Source organism: Flavobacterium ajazii (assembly GCF_010614725.1).
Taxonomy (GTDB): Bacteria; Bacteroidota; Bacteroidia; order Flavobacteriales; family Flavobacteriaceae; genus Flavobacterium; species Flavobacterium ajazii.
In genome coordinates this window covers 271,681-288,606 of record NZ_JAAEHL010000002.1, presented here as the reverse complement: position 1 = coordinate 288,606, position 16,926 = coordinate 271,681, and the positions used below count along the sequence as shown (strand labels likewise).

Annotated in this window: 16 protein-coding genes and 4 tRNA genes; 16 read left to right on the top strand and 4 right to left on the bottom strand. The window is 32.7% G+C overall.

Annotated elements, in window-relative coordinates; genetic code table 11:
• Positions 1 to 107 precede the first annotated feature (107 nt).
• From idi to GWR14_RS03920, 8 genes are all read left to right on the top strand, one after another.
• Complete coding sequence (gene idi, locus GWR14_RS03955; RefSeq protein WP_163407748.1) at positions 108 to 635, top strand: isopentenyl-diphosphate Delta-isomerase; 528 nt, start codon at positions 108 to 110, stop codon at positions 633 to 635.
• 19 nt (positions 636 to 654) lie between these two features.
• Entirely contained in the window at positions 655 to 1,065 is a 411-nt protein-coding gene (locus GWR14_RS03950) for a 6-pyruvoyl trahydropterin synthase family protein (RefSeq protein ID WP_163407747.1), read from the top strand.
• A 3-nt stretch (positions 1,066 to 1,068) separates the two neighbouring features.
• On the top strand, positions 1,069 to 1,527 hold the full coding sequence (locus tag GWR14_RS03945) for a peroxiredoxin (protein WP_163407746.1): 459 nt from the start codon (positions 1,069 to 1,071) through the stop codon (positions 1,525 to 1,527).
• Between the two features lie 60 nt (positions 1,528 to 1,587).
• On the top strand, positions 1,588 to 2,556 hold the full coding sequence (locus tag GWR14_RS03940) for a type I phosphomannose isomerase catalytic subunit (RefSeq protein ID WP_163407745.1): 969 nt from the start codon (positions 1,588 to 1,590) through the stop codon (positions 2,554 to 2,556).
• Positions 2,557 to 2,613: 57 nt separating this feature from the next.
• A complete protein-coding gene (locus GWR14_RS03935; protein WP_163407744.1) occupies positions 2,614 to 2,880 on the top strand; it encodes a hypothetical protein in 267 nt (88 codons plus the stop codon).
• Between the two features lie 76 nt (positions 2,881 to 2,956).
• Positions 2,957 to 3,030: transfer RNA gene (locus tag GWR14_RS03930), tRNA-Thr, on the top strand.
• Between the two features lie 108 nt (positions 3,031 to 3,138).
• A tRNA-Thr gene (locus tag GWR14_RS03925) sits at positions 3,139 to 3,212 on the top strand.
• Between the two features lie 152 nt (positions 3,213 to 3,364).
• On the top strand, positions 3,365 to 3,823 hold the full coding sequence (locus tag GWR14_RS03920; RefSeq protein WP_163407743.1) for a hypothetical protein: 459 nt from the start codon (positions 3,365 to 3,367) through the stop codon (positions 3,821 to 3,823).
• A gap of 85 nt (positions 3,824 to 3,908) precedes the next feature.
• Here GWR14_RS03920 and polA read toward each other — a convergent pair whose 3' ends face one another.
• Positions 3,909 to 6,746, bottom strand: coding sequence for a DNA polymerase I (gene polA / locus GWR14_RS03915; RefSeq protein WP_163407742.1), 2,838 nt, complete (start codon positions 6,744 to 6,746; stop codon positions 3,909 to 3,911).
• A 189-nt stretch (positions 6,747 to 6,935) separates the two neighbouring features.
• Between polA and GWR14_RS03910 the strand changes: the two genes are divergently transcribed.
• The 6 genes from GWR14_RS03910 (at position 6,936) to GWR14_RS03885 (ending at position 11,432) form a co-directional block, all read left to right on the top strand.
• On the top strand, positions 6,936 to 7,142 hold the full coding sequence (locus GWR14_RS03910; protein WP_163407741.1) for a hypothetical protein: 207 nt from the start codon (positions 6,936 to 6,938) through the stop codon (positions 7,140 to 7,142).
• 180 nt (positions 7,143 to 7,322) lie between these two features.
• The gene (locus GWR14_RS03905; RefSeq protein ID WP_163407740.1) at positions 7,323 to 7,997 is read left to right on the top strand and encodes a response regulator transcription factor; all 675 of its coding nucleotides are present in this window, start codon (positions 7,323 to 7,325) and stop codon (positions 7,995 to 7,997) included.
• A gap of 10 nt (positions 7,998 to 8,007) precedes the next feature.
• The gene (locus GWR14_RS03900) at positions 8,008 to 9,327 is read left to right on the top strand and encodes a sensor histidine kinase (RefSeq protein WP_246236275.1); all 1,320 of its coding nucleotides are present in this window, start codon (positions 8,008 to 8,010) and stop codon (positions 9,325 to 9,327) included.
• Between the two features lie 123 nt (positions 9,328 to 9,450).
• Positions 9,451 to 9,645 carry a hypothetical protein gene (locus GWR14_RS03895; protein ID WP_163407739.1) on the top strand — a complete coding sequence of 65 codons (195 nt, stop codon included), beginning with the start codon at positions 9,451 to 9,453 and terminating at the stop codon, positions 9,643 to 9,645.
• Positions 9,646 to 9,820: 175 nt separating this feature from the next.
• Complete coding sequence (locus GWR14_RS03890; RefSeq protein ID WP_163407738.1) at positions 9,821 to 11,056, top strand: metallophosphoesterase; 1,236 nt, start codon at positions 9,821 to 9,823, stop codon at positions 11,054 to 11,056.
• A 73-nt stretch (positions 11,057 to 11,129) separates the two neighbouring features.
• On the top strand, positions 11,130 to 11,432 hold the full coding sequence (locus GWR14_RS03885) for a thioredoxin family protein (protein WP_163407737.1): 303 nt from the start codon (positions 11,130 to 11,132) through the stop codon (positions 11,430 to 11,432).
• Between the two features lie 17 nt (positions 11,433 to 11,449).
• Here the strand turns inward: GWR14_RS03885 and GWR14_RS03880 are convergent, their stop codons facing one another.
• Together GWR14_RS03880 and GWR14_RS03875 are read right to left on the bottom strand one after the other, a co-directional pair.
• A complete protein-coding gene (locus tag GWR14_RS03880; protein ID WP_163407736.1) occupies positions 11,450 to 12,088 on the bottom strand; it encodes a polysaccharide deacetylase family protein in 639 nt (212 codons plus the stop codon).
• Positions 12,089 to 12,185: 97 nt separating this feature from the next.
• Complete coding sequence (locus GWR14_RS03875) at positions 12,186 to 15,467, bottom strand: glycosyltransferase family 117 protein (RefSeq protein WP_163407735.1); 3,282 nt, start codon at positions 15,465 to 15,467, stop codon at positions 12,186 to 12,188.
• Positions 15,468 to 15,712: 245 nt separating this feature from the next.
• Between GWR14_RS03875 and GWR14_RS03870 the strand changes: the two genes are divergently transcribed.
• Together GWR14_RS03870 and GWR14_RS03865 are read left to right on the top strand one after the other, a co-directional pair.
• Positions 15,713 to 15,783: transfer RNA gene (locus GWR14_RS03870), tRNA-Gln, on the top strand.
• Between the two features lie 110 nt (positions 15,784 to 15,893).
• A tRNA-Gln gene (locus tag GWR14_RS03865) sits at positions 15,894 to 15,964 on the top strand.
• Positions 15,965 to 16,107: 143 nt separating this feature from the next.
• Here the strand turns inward: GWR14_RS03865 and GWR14_RS03860 are convergent.
• Positions 16,108 to 16,827, bottom strand: a complete 720-nt coding sequence (locus GWR14_RS03860; protein ID WP_163407734.1) for a DUF4369 domain-containing protein — start codon at positions 16,825 to 16,827, stop codon at positions 16,108 to 16,110.
• Positions 16,828 to 16,926: the final 99 nt, after the last annotated feature.

The following is a 16,926-nucleotide window of genomic DNA, read 5'->3' as shown; positions in this document are numbered from 1 at the left end:
ATTTCAGTAAAATAAGGCGATTCGGAGCTTAGTTAAACTTTTCATAATCTTTTCTGAGATTTTCAAGCCATTTCTTTTTTCGTATTTTTGTTACATCAACACGCCTTATGACAGAAGAAAACGTAATACTAGTTAATCAAAATGACGAGCAAATTGGTTTAATGCCAAAATTAGAAGCACACGAAAAAGCAGTTTTACATCGCGCTTTTTCGGTTTTTATTTTAAATAATAAAAATGAAATAATGCTGCAGCAGCGTGCTCACCAAAAATATCATTCGCCTTTACTCTGGACCAATACCTGTTGCAGTCATCAGCGTGAAGGGGAGTCCAATACAGAAGCAGGAAGCAGACGATTGTTTGAAGAAATGGGTTTTAGGACAGAATTGAAGGAATTGTTTCATTTTATATACAAAGCGCCTTTTGATAATGGTTTAACAGAGCATGAACTCGATCATGTGATGATAGGGTATTATAATGATAAACCGGCTATTAATTTAGATGAGGTAGAGGATTGGAAATGGATGAAAATTGAAGATATAAGAGAAGATATTGAAAAACAGCCCGAAATTTATACCGTTTGGTTTAAAATAATTTTTGATGAATTTTATCATTATTTAGAAGACCATAAAATTTAACGATACCAACCACAACCTGATGAAAGTAACCATATCAAGAAAAGCGCATTTTAATGCTGCACATCGATTGTACAGGAAAGACTGGACATTTGAAAAAAACGATGCTGTTTTTGGAAAATGCAATAATCCTAATTTTCACGGTCATAATTATGGTTTAACAGTAAGTGTTACAGGAAAAATTGACCCGGAAACCGGTTTTGTTTTAGATGTGAAAGTATTGGCGGATATTATACGTGAAGAAGTAGAACTTCCGTTTGATCACAAAAACCTGAATCTGGATGTACCGGAATTTCAGGATTTGAATCCAACTGCAGAAAATATTGCTGTTGTGATATGGAATAAAATTAGAAAAAGAATTCAGACCGATTTTGATTTAGAAGTTGTTTTGAATGAAACGGATCGCAATTTTGTAACTTATAAAGGAGAATAAAGAATGTCACTAAAAATAGGAGATATAGTTCCGAATTTTACTGCCAAAGATAGTCACGGAGAAGTTTTCGAAAGCAAGAATGTTTTAGGTCGAAAGCCACTCGTGATTTATTTTTACCCAAAAGATAATACGCCTGGATGTACTACTGAAGCCTGTAGTTTTAGGGATCAATATGAAGATTTTAAAGATTTAGGAGCTGAAGTAATTGGAATCAGCAGTGATAGTGTAAAATCACATCATAAGTTTGCCAAAAAACATGAACTGCCTTTTATCTTATTGTCAGATCAGGATAAGAGGCTTAGACATCTTTTTGGAGTCCGAAATAATTTGTTTGGACTTTTGCCTGGAAGAGTAACTTATGTTATCGACAGAAACGGTGTTGTAATTCTGATTTTTGACAGTATGAATGCTGCTAGTCATATTCCGAAAGCATTGGAAACAATTAAGGAATTAGTATTATAAAATTTAAAAATAGTATTAGATATATATTGAATTAATAAAGATATTAGCCTCAAAAAAAACATGAAATCAAAATTATACCCTTTGCAATTTGAACCGATTTTAAAAGAAAGAATCTGGGGAGGAGAAAAACTAAAAACAATTCTAAATAAACCAATTGTTTCAAAAATTACCGGTGAGAGTTGGGAACTGTCTACTGTAGAAGGCGATGTGAGTATTGTAGCGAATGGTGATTTGAAAGGGAAAACATTAATGGAACTTATTGATGAAATTCCGAATGAAATTCTTGGGACTAGAGTTTACGAACGTTTTGGGAAACAATTTCCTTTACTTTTTAAATATTTAGATGCTCGTGAAGATCTTTCGATTCAGGTGCATCCAAATGATAAACTGGCCAAAGAAAGACATAATTCATTTGGTAAAACTGAAATGTGGTACATCATGCAGGCAGATGCTGATGCAAGGATTATTGTTGGTTTTAAAGAAAATTCAAGTAAAGAAGAATATTTGAAACATTTAAATGATAAGACTTTAGTTTCTATCTTGGATGATGTTAAAGCAAAATCAGGAGATGTTTTCTTTTTAGAAACCGGAACAGTTCATGCAATAGGCGCGGGATTGGTTGTAGCTGAGATTCAGCAGACATCAGATATAACGTATCGTTTATATGATTTTGACCGTAAAGATGCTGAGGGAAATACAAGAGAACTGCATGTAGATTTGGCATTAGATGCTATAAATTATAATAAAGTAGATACGCAGAAAAAATACGAGACAAAAACTAATACATCAAATGTTGTTGTAGACTGTCCTTATTTTACGACCAATTTTATTCCATTAGAAAATAAAGTTGAAGTTTCAAAATCAGGCGAGACGTTTACGGTTTATATGTGTATTGAAGGAAGTTTTGAAATTGAATACGATGGATTTAAGCAATCGTATAAAAAAGGGGATACTGTTTTAGTTCCTGCGGAGATGAAAGCATTTGTTTTGAATGGAAATGCTTCAATTTTAGAAATTTACATTTCTTAACATATATTCTAAAGATTATGCGTATTTTTGCAAACGCAAATTAAAATTATAATAAAAATGGCAAACGTTAAAAATTTAAAGAAAGACATCAATTTTGTATTAGGAGATATTATTGAGGCAGTTTATTTGTTTGAGATGTCTACAACAGGAAATCCTACTCCGGAAACGAATGCTTTAGTTGATGAAGCTATCAATGCTTTTGATACTTTGATTACAAAAGTGAACGCTAAAAACGTTGAAAATAAAAAAGCACACTTCAAACAAATCAACATTGAATTAGAACAAGCTGCTAATCAATTGATTGAAAAAATCAACGCATTATAAGCAAAAAAAAGTATAAAAAAGTGCAGATTTATTTTGGCAAAACCAAAAACCGCTTTATATTTGCACCCGTAATGAGGCCGATGTAGCTCAGCTGGCTAGAGCAGCTGATTTGTAATCAGCAGGTCGTGGGTTCGAGTCCCTCTATCGGCTCAACGGAAACCATCACAGAAATGTGGTGGTTTTTTAAATTATAGAGAGAGGTGTCAAATTTATTTTGGAAATATAAAAAACAATTTTATCTTTGCACCCGTAAAATAGGCCGATGTAGCTCAGCTGGCTAGAGCAGCTGATTTGTAATCAGCAGGTCGTGGGTTCGAGTCCCTCTATCGGCTCAAAAACCATCACAGAAATGTGGTGGTTTTTTTTTTGCTCAAAATTCGGATCTTAAATTGGAATTTGAATTGATTTTTTGAAATTTCAGACACAGTTTTTTAAACAATATTTTTCTTATGTTTGTTGCTCACCTAACTAAAAAATATTTAAAATGGAAGAAACTTCAGTATTTGAAAAATTTGAGCTGCATCTCGATGAATCTGCAAAAGACTTTTTAAAAGAAACGGCTAAATGGGCATACTTTTTATCAATTCTTGGTTATATTGGAATTGGTCTTATAGTTTTAATTGCTCTTTTTGCAGGGGCGATTTTTTCTACACTCGGAAGTTCTGTTCCGGGAATGGGAGTAATGGGAGGTTCTTTTGGAGTAATGATGGGAGTTTTTTATTTTGTTATAGCTGCTATTTATTTTTTTCCGGTTTATTATTTAAATAAGTTTGCGGTAAATGCAAAAAGAGCTTTTAGAGAAAATGATTCAGAGGCGTTAACTAATTCTTTTGAATACCTAAAATCACACTATAAATTTATTGGAATCTTTACTTTGTCAATTATGATATTGTATGGATTAATATTAGTTTTTGCGGTATTAGGAGCTCTATTTGCAAGATAAAATATGAAAAAAAATCCATTCGATTCGAATGGATTTTTTTATAAAAGAGTGTTTTCTTTATTAAGGAAATAAGAGTGTTTTGTGATTAATGTGCTTCCAGCCAGTTTTTGCCTAAACCTAATTCAACTTCTAGCGGAACAGTCATTTTAAAAGCATTTTCCATTTCGTGTTTGATCATAGGTTGAATCTTTTCTAATTCGTCGTTATGCACGTCAAATACAAGCTCATCATGTACCTGAAGCAGCATTTTAGATTTCCAGTTTTCGTCACGAAGTTTTTTATGGATATTGATCATTGCAATTTTAATAACATCGGCTGCACTTCCCTGAATTGGAGCATTTACAGCATTTCGTTCAGCGGCACTTCTTACGACTGCATTTGCAGAGTTAATGTCTTTTAAATAACGGCGACGGCCTAAGATTGTTTGAACATAGCCATTTTCGCGGGCAAATTCTACTTGTTCCTGAATGTATGATTTTAATCGGGGATAGGTTTTGTAATAGGCTTCAATTAAAGCAGCACTTTCGCTTCTTGATAACGAAGTCTGATTACTTAATCCAAAAGCAGAAACACCGTAGATAATTCCGAAGTTTACAGTTTTAGCGTTGCTTCTTTGCTCGCGGGAGACTTCATCTAATGCTACATCAAATACTTTTGCAGCGGTAGCTCTGTGGATATCTTCTCCGTTTTGGAAAGCTTTAATCATATTTTCTTCACCGCTTAAAGCTGCAATAATTCGCAACTCAATTTGAGAGTAATCGGCAGAGATTAAGGTGTAATTTTCATCGCGTGCAACGAAAGCTTTACGAATCTGACGGCCTCTTTCGGTACGAATTGGAATATTCTGTAAGTTTGGGTTATTAGAACTCAAACGCCCTGTTGCGGCAACAGTCTGCATATAGTCGGTGTGAACACGCTGTGTTTTTTTGTCAACCTGTTCAGGTAAAGCCAAAATATAAGTACTTTGTAATTTTACCATTTGACGCCAGTCTAAGATGTCTTTTACAATGGGGTTGTCGTTTGCTAAATACGTCAAAACTTCTTCTCCGGTCGCATATTGACCTGTCTTGGTTTTCTTTTGTTTAGCTCCGCCAATTTTAAGTTTATCGAATAAAATATCTCCTAACTGTTTTGGAGAAGCAAGATTAAATTTCTCTCCTGCAGTTTCGTAAATTTTTTGTTCTAAAGATTTGATTTCAACATCTATTTCTTTAGACATTTCTTTTAAGAAATCAACGTCCAGACGAATTCCTTCTGTTTCCATGTCAGCCAAAACGCTTACTAACGGAATCTCTATCTCGTCAAACAATTTTTTAGTTTCAGTTTTATCTAATTCGGTTGTAAAGATTTCTTTTAATTGAAGTGTAATATCAGCATCTTCGGCTGCATATTCTTTGATGTCTTCTAAAGGAACATCTCGCATAGAAAGCTGATTTTTTCCTTTTTTTCCAATTAAAGTTTCAATTGATTTTGGAGAATATTTTAAATACGTTTCAGCCAAAATATCCATATTATGGCGCATATCCGGATTGATCAGATAATGCGCAATCATCGTATCAAAAAGTTTTCCTTTTACCGTAACGCCATAATTAGAAAGGATTTTTAAATCGTATTTTAAATTCTGTCCTATTTTTTCAATGTTTTCATTTTCGAAAAACGGAACAAATTTCTCAATCAAAGTTTTTGCTTCTTCCTGATTTTCCGGAAACGGAATATAAAAAGCTTTTCCTTTTTCGTAAGAAAACGACATTCCAACCAATTCAGCATGTAAAGCATCAATTCCAGTTGTTTCAGTATCAAAACAAACAGAAGTCTGTTTTTGCAGATTCTGTAAAAGCAATTTAATTCCTAAATCACCCTGTATGGTTTGATACGAATGTTCAGTATTTTCTAAAGTATTGTAGAATGAAGTTCTTGCAGTATCTAAATCATCTTCTGCAGAAGTACTTCCAAAAAGATCAAACTGGTCTTCATTTTTAGGCTGTGATTTTTTATATAATTTAGCGTCGGATGGAGCAGGAGCGGTTTGAGTTCCGTCTGTTTTAAACAAATTATCAAACTGTTCTGCCATTCTTCTAAATTCTAATTCCTGAAAAATAGCATCGGTTTTTTCAATATCCGGACGAGAAAGTTCGTAGTCATCTTCATTAAAGGTAACGTCACAATCTGTAATAATTGCAGCCAGTTTTTTAGATAAAATACCTTTTTCTTTATTAGCTTCGATATTTTCTTTCATTTTTCCTTTTAGCAAATGTGTATTTTCTAAAAGGTTTTCCATAGTGCCAAATTCTTTAAGGAATTTTTTAGCTGTTACTTCGCCCACACCAGGCAGTCCGGGGATATTATCGACAGCATCACCCATCATTCCAAGAAAATCAATTACCTGTTCCGGTCTTTCAATTTCAAATTTTGCTAAAACTTCTGGAATTCCCCAAATTTCGATTCCGTTACCCATACGGGCAGGCTTATACATAAAAATATTTTCAGAAACCAATTGAGCAAAATCCTTATCAGGAGTTACCATATAAACTTTATAATTCTGTTTTTCGGCTTGTTTTGCAATAGTTCCAATTAAGTCATCGGCTTCACATCCTTCGACTTCAATAATTGGAATATGCATTGCGCGTAATAACTCCTGAATATAAGGAACTGCAATTTTAATAGCCTCAGGTGTTGCATCACGATTGGCTTTATATTCAACAAACATTTCTGTTCTTACATGACTTCCGCCTTTATCAAAAGCAACAGCCAAATGATCTGGTTTTTCTCTTTTAATAACATCTAAAAGTGAGTTCATAAAACCCATAATTGCAGATGTATCCATTCCTTTTGAGTTGATTCTCGGGTTTTTAATGAAGGCATAATAACCACGAAAAATTAATGCATAAGCATCTAGAAGAAAAAGGCGTTTTTGAGTAGACATATAAAAAATATTAGTCTGTAAAAATAAACAATTGGGTTTTAAAAAACGATTTGCTTTTTGAAAATTATCCTAATAGTTAATGTCTAGTTAAATTATTCATTATGTAGAACTTCTTCATTTTTTCTTCATTTTGTCAATATAATTTTGAGGTATAATATAAAAGGTTATTAATTTAAAAACTTAGAAATCATGAGAAATTTATTAATGTTATTAGTAGCAGTTTTAGGAACAAGTGCAATGGTTCAGGCATTTCCGGCGAAAACAGGAAAAGAAACTCCAACGAAAGAAGTAAAAGCAACAAAACATCCTAAAAAACATAAAGCTGATAAAAAAACAAAATCAGTAAAAAATGAAGTTTCAAAAACAGAAACTCCAAAAGCTGAAATGAAAAAATAATATTGTTTTTGTTTTGTTTTTAAATGATTGAGAGGAAACAAAACAGGGAGAGTAATTATAAAAATGCAGGTGATAAAAGCTGATAAAGAAATTTGTCAGCTTTTTGCGTTAATGTTTTAATAATGTATTATTTGGGTTTTTGTAAATGATTAATTTTAATAGAATTTAAACACATTGTAGATGAATGTTTTGATTGTAGAAGATAATCGGGAACTTGCCGTAGAAGTTTATGAATTTTTGTGTAATGTGGGGTACATCTGTAAGATTGCGCATACTTGCAGCGATGCTTTGGAAGAATTCAATAGTAATGATTATGATGCTATGCTGCTTGATTTAGGGCTTCCGGATGGTGATGGTTTTGAAGTGCTGCAGACCATTAGAAAAACAAAATCAAAAATGGCAGTTATTGTTTTAACAGCAAGAGGAGAACTGGACGACAGAATTAATGGTTTGCATTTAGGTGCTGATGATTATTTGACAAAACCTTTTGCGTTGACAGAACTTAGTGCAAGATTGTTTGCTGTAATTAGAAGAATCCACGGATTTACTTTGAATAATCTTACTATTAATGGTTTTGTTTTACAGCTTCAGGATTATAAAGTGAGTTTTAATGATAATCCGATTAACTTGACGAAAAAAGAGTTTGATATTTTTCAATATTTAGTTCTAAATAAAAATCGGGTCATTACACGTCTTCAATTGACTGAGCATATTTGGGGAGATATTTTGGAAGTAAATTCAGATTCTAATTTTATTGATGTCCATGTCCGAAATCTCAGAAAGAAATTAGATAAACATGCAGCGATAGATTGGTTTGAAACTGTTCGGAATGTTGGTTATCGTATAAACGAATAAATTGATTTTTATGAAAATAAAACATCAATTAGCCATTTTTAATGCACTGACAAGATTGCTGGTCATTTTGATTTTATGGCTGATGCTGCCTATTTTGGTAGAAAATGTTGTATATCGGCATATTAATAATGGACTTGTAGAAAAAAAGAAAAAATTCATTGAACATTTAAATCAGCAGGAAATAAATGATTTTATTGAAGATGAAGGAGATTCAACAGAAACGTATTCGCAATTTTCAACACTACACAGTGAGTTTTTAGTTCTTTCCCGTGTTTCTGTAAAACCCCGTCAGAAAAAAACAACTTTCAGTAATGAGTATCGGAAAGTTGAAGGAGAAGTAAATGAATACAGAATTCTTCAGCATCATTTTACCTATGAAGGCGAAGGTTATCAGCTTGAAATTGGTAGCAGTTTGAGTGAGGTTAACGATTTAACTTTTGTAATTAAACTTTTCATCATAATAGTTTTTGTGGTGATTCTCTTTATTACTTTTTTGGCTGATACTTTTTATATAGAATATCTTTTAAAACCATTTTATAAAATTATCGATACGAAAATCAGGCGGGTAAACGAACCAGAAACATTTGATCATACTCCGATCAAAGCAGCTTCGAGAGATTTTAGGGAACTGGATTTTGTTCTGAATCAAATGATGGACCGAATTGCTGAAGTTTTTAAAAAGGAAAAACAGTTTATTTCGAATGTTTCACACGAACTTCTTACCCCAATCGCATTGCTCAAAAATAAACTTGAAAATTTATTGCAGAATGAATCTTTAGATGATAATGCAATTGATAAAATTGCAGGCTCTTTGAAAACCTTGGATATGCTGAAGAAAATCATAAATAATTTATTGTTGATTTCAAGAATTGAAAATAATCAATACGAGTCAAATGAAAGGATTAATTTTCAGGAAATGATAAGTGAACTGCAGGAAGATCTTCAGGACCGTATTGATGATAAGGGAATTCATTTTTTTAATAAATTAAATCATGATTTTGTCTTTACAGGAAATAAAACATTAATTCATATCCTGATTTATAACCTGATTACAAATGCTGTAAAATATAACAAGTCTGATGGTAAAATTATAGTTTCAGATGGTTTTTTACAGAATCAATATTTTATTTCAATTGCAGATTCCGGTATTGGATTAAGCGAATCTCAGACCGAACAAATCTTTAATCGTTTTGCAAGAGTGAGTTCTGATCAGGAAGGGCAGGGTTTAGGATTGGCTATAGCCAAAAGTATAGCGGTCTTTCATCACATCGAAATTAAAGTTTCTTCTGTTGTAAATGAAGGGACAAAGTTTACTTTGCTGTTTTTGTAAAAAATGAAAATATAACTAAAAGTTAATTTTTTCAGAGAAGGTTAATCTTCATTTTGTCTTCATTTAGTGATTCTATCTTTGAATCAAATAAATGAAGTAATACAAATAAAAAAAACTACAATTATGAAAAAGTTAGTAATGTTAACGGTATTTCTTTTAGGAACAACTGTAATGGTAAATGCTCAGACAACTCCTGTTCAGGCAACAACTTCAAAAGAAGTTAAAACGGTCAAACACGACAAAAAAAGGCATAAAAAAGCAAAAACAAAAGCAGAAACAGATGTGGCTAAGCCTGAAGCTGCAAAAGTTCAAAAATAAACTTCAAAGGTTTGTTCAACAAACTTTGCTGTGGATTATAAAAAGGTTTTAAAAAATTTGTAGCGAAAGCTGATGGAGTAATTCATCAGCTTTTTGTGGTTTGTTGAGTTAAATTTTTGATAATAGAAAGTGATAAAATTTTCATTCTTTGTTACTTTGTTTAAAACTGTAAATAATGATTCTTCGTTTTGTAATTCTCTGTGCTCTTTTTTTATTTATTGAGTTCTATTCTTACCAGGCCTTCCGTACTTTGATTAAATTAAGATGGGCTTTAATTGCTTATCAGGTTATAAGTGTACTGCTTTTGGCTTTTATTATATATTCTTTTACACAATTCGACCGTTCAGTTGGACAAACCAAATATACCATGTTTACAATGGGTTTGATGTTGATGGTTTATGTGCCAAAAATTGTGCTTACTTTGGTAATGTTTGGTGAAGATATTTTTAGAATTGGAGTCAGCATTTTAAATTATTGTATGTACAATGCTCCAAGGAAGGAAATGATGCCTGACAGAAGGAAGTTTATCAGTCAACTGGCTTTAGGATTGGCTGCCGTTCCTTTTTTATCCCTGATTTACGGAATTTTCGAAGGAAAGTATAATTTTAAAGTGATAAAACAAACCATCTTTTTTCCTGATTTGCCGGATGCTTTTGACGGGTTTAAAATAACTCAGATTTCTGATGTACACAGTGGGAGTTTTGATAACCCTGAAAAAATAAATTACGCTATAGATTTGATAAATGATCAGGAGTCGGATATGATTTTGTTTACCGGAGATATTGTCAATACACATGCAAAAGAAATGCATCCGTGGCTGGATACCTTCAACAGGATAAAAGAATATAAATACGGTAAATTTTCGGTCTTGGGAAATCATGATTATGGTGAATATGTGAGCTGGCCATCTGAGAAAGAAAAAGACGAAAACTTTCAGGGAATTAAAAACCTGTATCATCAAATTGGGTTTAAGTTGTTGCTCAACGAGCATATTTATATTCAAAAAGGGAATGATAAAATTGCTTTAATCGGAGTAGAAAACTGGGGGAAAAACTTCAAGAAAGCAGGAGATTTAAATAAAGCTTCGCAAAATGTAGCTGAGGAGGATTTTAAGATTTTGATGAGCCATGATCCAAGTCATTGGGAATATGAGATTAAAGAACATCCTAAAAATTTTCACTTAACATTGTCCGGACATACACACGGAATGCAGTTTGGTATAGAAATTCCAGGGTATTTTAAATGGAGTCTTGCACAATATATTTATAAGCAGTGGGCTGGGTTGTATGAAAATGTGGGCAGGTATGTTTATGTGAACAGAGGATTTGGTTTTCATGCCTATCCTGGACGGGTTGGAATTATGCCTGAAATCACAGTTATCGAACTAAAAAAAGGTAACAGTGTGGCTTAATTCGGTAAAAATGCTACATTTGTATAATAGAATCTCTTTTTTAGCAGATTTAAAAATTTAAATTTTTGGTTTTATGTCAAAATTTGGAGAACTTATAAACGCTCAGGTACCTGTGTTGATAGACTTTTACACAGACTGGAACGAATCATCCGTTTTAATGCACCCTGTTATTAAGGATGTTGCAGCAGCGCTTGGTGATAAAGCCAAGGTGATTAAAATTGATGTAGATAAAAATCAGGAATTAGCAGAAGCTTTAAGAATTAAAGGGCTTCCAACGCTGATGATTTATAAAGAAGGACAAATGATCTGGAGACAGTCCGGTGAGCTGGATGCCAACACAATTATTGGAATTGTTCAGGAACAGTTCGGCTCATAACTTTGCCAAGGATGTTTTTAGTGGACTACATCAAATACAAAACCATTTTCCTTTAGAAAACTTAATGTTTTAGGTAGTGCAAATTTTAAATTTTGCGATGCTTTTATGCTGTCATGAAAAACAATCACACTTCCTGATTTTACATTTTTTGTTACGTTTTCGAGACATTTTTGAGGAGAGATGCTCTGATCAAAATCTGCACTCAAAACATCCCACATCACTATTTTATAACCTAAACTTCGTAAGATTTTAGATTGTGCTTTTTTGATTTTTCCGTAAGGAGGACGAAATAATAATCCTTTTAATCTTTTCTCGTTTGCCAAAATGGCTGCGCAGTTTTTTACATTCTCGATATAATCATTTGTCTGGCTTTTCCATCCGTTTAAATGATTCATAGTGTGATTGCCTATAGAATGCCCTTCAGTGATTAATTTTTCAAATAAAGATGTATTGGCATTGATGTTTTTTCCAATGCAGAAAAAAGTAGCTTTTGCATCGAATTTCTTCAATTCAGATAAAACCCAGTCAGTAACCTCAGGAGTTGGCCCATCATCAAAGGTTAGGTATATTTTCTTTTCCTTGTTTGGAATATCCCAACAATATTTAGAAAATACCCTTTTTATGAATGAATTTGTTTTGACCCAATAAAAGCTCATTTTGAAACAATTTAGAGATATGTAAAATTAAAAAATGCAGTGCTATTTAGCTAACAGCACCGCATTTTTTTAATTAGTATATTTTTTGTATATTATACTATTCTTTTTCTCTTCCAAAACGTTCGAAAACATTTACATAGGTGTTGAAAGTCTTTTTATGATTGTTGTAAAAAGCCATGTCTTTGTTTGTTTTCATAACCTGAAGCAGGCTTCTGTAGCGTTCAATATCTGTTATAATATCAATAGCTAAATCAGATTGGTCTGATGGACTTAGGGTAGCGTAATAATTTAGGTTCTCTTTGTATTTCTGAACCAGTTTATTAAGTAAGTCATGTGCTTTTTCTTTTTCGCCAACTTTGTAATAGCCGTCTGTAAAAGGCTCTACTAATGAATAATATCCAAATTTGTCCAATGGCATTTTTGTCATGGCCAGACTGATTATGTTTTTTGCTTTCTCTATTTTGCCTTCAGCGATAAGCTGATTCATTAAACGGGAAAGGTTTGTACGATAAGTGATACTGTTTCTTCTAGTTTCAGGATCGTGATAGATTTTATCGCTTTCACTATTCCCCCAATCCCATTTGGTTACGATATTGTACATTTTATCTGCATCAATTTGTCCCATGTCCATTGGTCCTCCATCTTTTGAAGGAACGTTTTTAATTGGAACTAATTTATATACCATTCCGTCAAGCTGTAAATAGTCTTTAAGCCATAAATAATCTTCATCATCAAAAGCACCTCCGCTGAAATAGATTGGTCTTTTCCAATTGTTATTTGCTAAAATATCCAGCATCATTAAGCGATTTTTGTAAATAGCACTTCCTTTGATGTCTATATCCATGTAAGGAACAATAGAATCGTTGTATTTTGGGTTAACTACTTTGTTTTTGATAATTACATTTTTATTAATCGGAATTCTGATTTTATTAGTTGGGAAAAAATGGATTATTTGCCCGTTTTGCAAAGGAACAGTTGATTTTGGGTTTTTGATAAAACTGATGAAATCATTAATATTCCAGCGTGTTTCAACTTTTGGGATATGAGCTACATAGTCTAATTTATCTCCAACAAATTCATCATGTGTAAATGATATTGGGAGCGGATCTGATTCATAAGCTTTGGCTTTCATCTGATCAATATACCAATCGGTCATGAAAAGACTTGTGTTGACAATTTTTACGTCTGTACGGATACCTTCGATTTCTTGTGCATACCATAACGGGAACGTATCATTGTCTCCAATGGTAAACAAAATAGCATTTTTGTCGCAAGAACTGAGGTAAGCTTTTGCCATTGCAACAGCAGTGTATCTGTTTGATCTGTCATGGTCATCCCAGTTTTGAGAAGCCATTAAAACAGGAGCAGCCAATAAGCTTGCAGCAATAATAACCGGTCCTGCAATTTTTGGAGCAAGATAATTCTGAATCGTTTCATATAACGAATAAACTCCAAATCCTATCCAGATGGCAAAAACGTAAAACGAACCTACTAAGGCATAATCTCGTTCACGGGGTTCGAAAGGTCTTTCGTTTAGATAAATTTTAAGCGCAATTCCGGTAAATAAAAACAGTGTTAAAAGCACATAAAAACTTTTAAGGTCTTTACTTGCATGATACATTAATCCGATTAAGCCTAAAATAAAAGGAAGGAAATAATAAACATTTCGACCTTTATTGTTTAGGACATCTGCGGGTAAATTATCTTGAGAACCTAAATGTAGCGAATCAGCAGCTTTGATTCCGCTTATCCAGTTACCGTCTAAGTTGTCGTATTTTCCCTGAACATCGCTTTGTCTTCCAACAAAGTTCCACATCAGATATCTCCAGTACATGTATCCAAATTGGTATTCAAACATAAAACTGAAATTGTCAACAGTCGATGGTTTTTCGATAATTAAATAATCTCCATAACTTCTCAGGAATTTCACATATCCTTCGTTATCGATTTGTTTTTGAGCATAAGCCTGTCTGAATTCGTGAACAGTTTTTTCAACTTCATTGCGTAATTGAGCAATAGCTTTGTTGTACTCTTCTTCGTTTAACTGTTCTGCATCAATTCCGTATTTTGCCAAATCTTCTTCATAAGGATAATTTGGGTTTATTTTGAATTGAGGAGGATTTGTGAAGTTGATATAATTCTGTATATGTCCATTTTCAGTACTCCACATTCTAGGTAGAATCGTTTTCTGATTATCATCAGAATTTTGATCTGCGTTTTTATAATTATTGGTAATGATATATTTACCTGTTTTGTAATCTCTCTCGTAGTTTGGTTTTTTGTCCAGGTAAGGGGTTTTTGCGTCTAATCCTGCGAAAACTTCTGTGTATTGAGGACCATAAAACAATGGATTTACTCCATATTGTTCACGATTGTAATAAGCTAAAACCTCTGTAGCGTCTGATGGTTTATTTTCGTTAATAACTGTATTAGCGTTTGCACGTACAGGTAACATCATCCATGTAGAAAAACCAATCAATATGAATAAAATACAAAGAATAATGGTGTTGTAGAAAATCAGTCCTTTTTGCTTAGTGAATTTTAATCCAAAATAAAAGAAGGCAACAAAAAGCAAAGCGACGAAAATGGTTCCTGAATTAAAAGGCAGTCCCATGCTGTTAACCATGAAAATTTCTGTTTTTCCAAAGAAAGCCATTGTTAACGGAAGAAGTAATTTGAAAATGAATAACAAAATTCCAATAACAACGATATTGGCTATAATAAAGTTTTTAATGGTGACTTTTTCGTAATGCTTAAAGTAGTATAAAAAACCTATTGAAGGAATAGTTAACAGGGCCATAAAGTGAACTCCGAATGAAAGACCAACAACAAGAGAAATAATCAATAACCATTTGTTTCCTTTTGGTTTGTCCATATCTTGTTCCCAGCGTAAACCAAGCCAGAAAAGCAATGCGATTAATAAAGAAGCCATAGCATAAACCTCAGCTTCGACAGCGTTAAACCAAAAACTGTCTGAAAAAGTATAGGCTAAAGCACCAACGAAAGAACTTCCTAAAATTACAATTGAATTATTCTGATTGATTTCGGTAAAACGACCTATAATTTTTTTCAAAATCATAGATGAAGACCAAAACATGAATAAAATTGTAAAAGCACTAGAAAAAACAGACATCATATTTACCATTAATGCCACATGTTGGTTGTCGATTGCAAACATGGCAAAGAATGCTCCCATCATTTGGAATAAAGGTGCTCCGGGTGGATGGCCAACTTCAAGTTTGGCTGCGGTAGCAATATATTCACCGCAATCCCAGAAACTCATGGTGGGTTCAACAGTTAGTGTGTAAGTAATTAAAGCGATTGCAAATGCAAACCAACCAATAATTGTATTCCATTTATTGAAATTGAATTGTGCCATATTTTGGTGTTAAAATTTTGAATGTTTTCTATCTTACAAAGAAAATGTTTTTTTGTGTAAAGAAACGAGCATTAACAAAAAATTCTGCAAAAGTATTTGATGGAATTAATATGCTGTTTTTGAGATGGTTTTGATATTTTGGTAGGGTTTTATGTTTTAAAAAAATAAAAGAATGATTTTTTTTGACTAAAAAATTTGTATAAACTAAATAAAGGCTTAAATTTGCACTCGCTTAACAGCACTGCTGGTCTATGGTGTAATGGTAACACTACGGTTTTTGGTGCCGTCTTTCTAGGTTCGAGTCCTAGTAGACCAACAGAAAAGCCTCTCAGAAATGAGAGGCTTTTTTATTGCAAAAAAAAGTTTCTTTAAAAATTTGTATAAATTAAATAAAGTTTTAATTTTGCACCCGCTTAACAGCATTGCTGGTCTATGGTGTAATGGTAACACTACGGTTTTTGGTGCCGTCTTTCTAGGTTCGAGTCCTAGTAGACCAACAAGTAAATAAGGAATCCTGTAAGTTTTATACTTGCAGGATTTTTTTATATAACAATTAAAGGGAAGTTTATCTTTCTGAAATTCTCTGAAATAACAAAGGCCTGAATTGTTTCAGGCCTTTAGTTTGATTTAAAATATCGAATTATTTCTTTTCTTCTTTTTTGATGTCGTTTACATACTTGGTAAGTTTTTTACCATAGAACGATTTTGCTACTTTAGGCGTCATAGATTTTTGGATAGTATCCAAAAATTTGATATTGATATCATATATTTCTGCCAAGGCGATATATGGAGCAATTTCATGATCTTTATTGTTGATAGCAAAATTCGTGGCAAATAAATATTTTCTCTTTGTATTTGATTCGCCCTTTGCAGTAATGCTGTCAATTGCTTTTTGATCCTGTCTTTTTAAAGCTTTGAATTTTGCTTCGATCAAATTAAGGCTTTCATCTTTAAAACGAGAGTTTACTTTTTGGTATTCTTCATAAAGTTCCTGATTTTTTGAACCCGAAATTTTGGCTCCATTTATAAAATTATCAAGGTTTGCTTCTATATTTATATTTCCTGGCTCAGCAAAAAACATAATATTATTATCTAATGAGTTGGTTACGCCACGATCCAGAAATAAATAAAGCATTTCCGGGGATTCAAGTTTTATATTGGTGTCAAAAGCTGAGTTACCGTTTATTTTAATGCTGTCTATAGCTACCAAAGAAGTGTCTGCAAATCTCTGGATGTATAATGTTCCTTCTTTTAACCCTTTTACATTTCCTGTAAGGTGTAAACCGTCTGTGGTTTCTTTTTTATCACATGAAACAGTTACTAAGGCAATTGCAATAAATGCAATAATTAATTTTTTCATTGTTTTTAGATTTTGGTGCAAAATAAAGAAATTTTTTAAATGGAGAGGATTGGAGGTTTAATTTTTCAGAAATTAATATTAAAGCATTCTGAAGTTAAA

Bases quoted from the DNA above. Each gene is read 5' to 3' on its own strand.
- GWR14_RS03905 (WP_163407740.1), top strand. From the start codon at position 7,323: ATGAATGTTTTGATTGTAGAAGATAATCGGGAACTTGCCGTAGAAGTT.
- GWR14_RS03895 (WP_163407739.1), top strand. From the start codon at position 9,451: ATGAAAAAGTTAGTAATGTTAACGGTATTTCTTTTAGGAACAACTGTA.
- GWR14_RS03940 (WP_163407745.1), top strand. From the start codon at position 1,588: ATGAAATCAAAATTATACCCTTTGCAATTTGAACCGATTTTAAAAGAA.
- GWR14_RS03950 (WP_163407747.1), top strand. From the start codon at position 655: ATGAAAGTAACCATATCAAGAAAAGCGCATTTTAATGCTGCACATCGA.
- GWR14_RS03860 (WP_163407734.1), bottom strand. From the start codon at position 16,827: ATGAAAAAATTAATTATTGCATTTATTGCAATTGCCTTAGTAACTGTT.
- GWR14_RS03910 (WP_163407741.1), top strand. From the start codon at position 6,936: ATGAGAAATTTATTAATGTTATTAGTAGCAGTTTTAGGAACAAGTGCA.
- GWR14_RS03885 (WP_163407737.1), top strand. From the start codon at position 11,130: ATGTCAAAATTTGGAGAACTTATAAACGCTCAGGTACCTGTGTTGATA.
- GWR14_RS03890 (WP_163407738.1), top strand. From the start codon at position 9,821: ATGATTCTTCGTTTTGTAATTCTCTGTGCTCTTTTTTTATTTATTGAG.
- GWR14_RS03875 (WP_163407735.1), bottom strand. From the start codon at position 15,467: ATGGCACAATTCAATTTCAATAAATGGAATACAATTATTGGTTGGTTT.
- GWR14_RS03880 (WP_163407736.1), bottom strand. From the start codon at position 12,088: ATGAGCTTTTATTGGGTCAAAACAAATTCATTCATAAAAAGGGTATTT.
- GWR14_RS03935 (WP_163407744.1), top strand. From the start codon at position 2,614: ATGGCAAACGTTAAAAATTTAAAGAAAGACATCAATTTTGTATTAGGA.
- GWR14_RS03945 (WP_163407746.1), top strand. From the start codon at position 1,069: ATGTCACTAAAAATAGGAGATATAGTTCCGAATTTTACTGCCAAAGAT.
- GWR14_RS03900 (WP_246236275.1), top strand. From the start codon at position 8,008: ATGAAAATAAAACATCAATTAGCCATTTTTAATGCACTGACAAGATTG.
- idi (WP_163407748.1), top strand. From the start codon at position 108: ATGACAGAAGAAAACGTAATACTAGTTAATCAAAATGACGAGCAAATT.
- polA (WP_163407742.1), bottom strand. From the start codon at position 6,746: ATGTCTACTCAAAAACGCCTTTTTCTTCTAGATGCTTATGCATTAATT.
- GWR14_RS03920 (WP_163407743.1), top strand. From the start codon at position 3,365: ATGGAAGAAACTTCAGTATTTGAAAAATTTGAGCTGCATCTCGATGAA.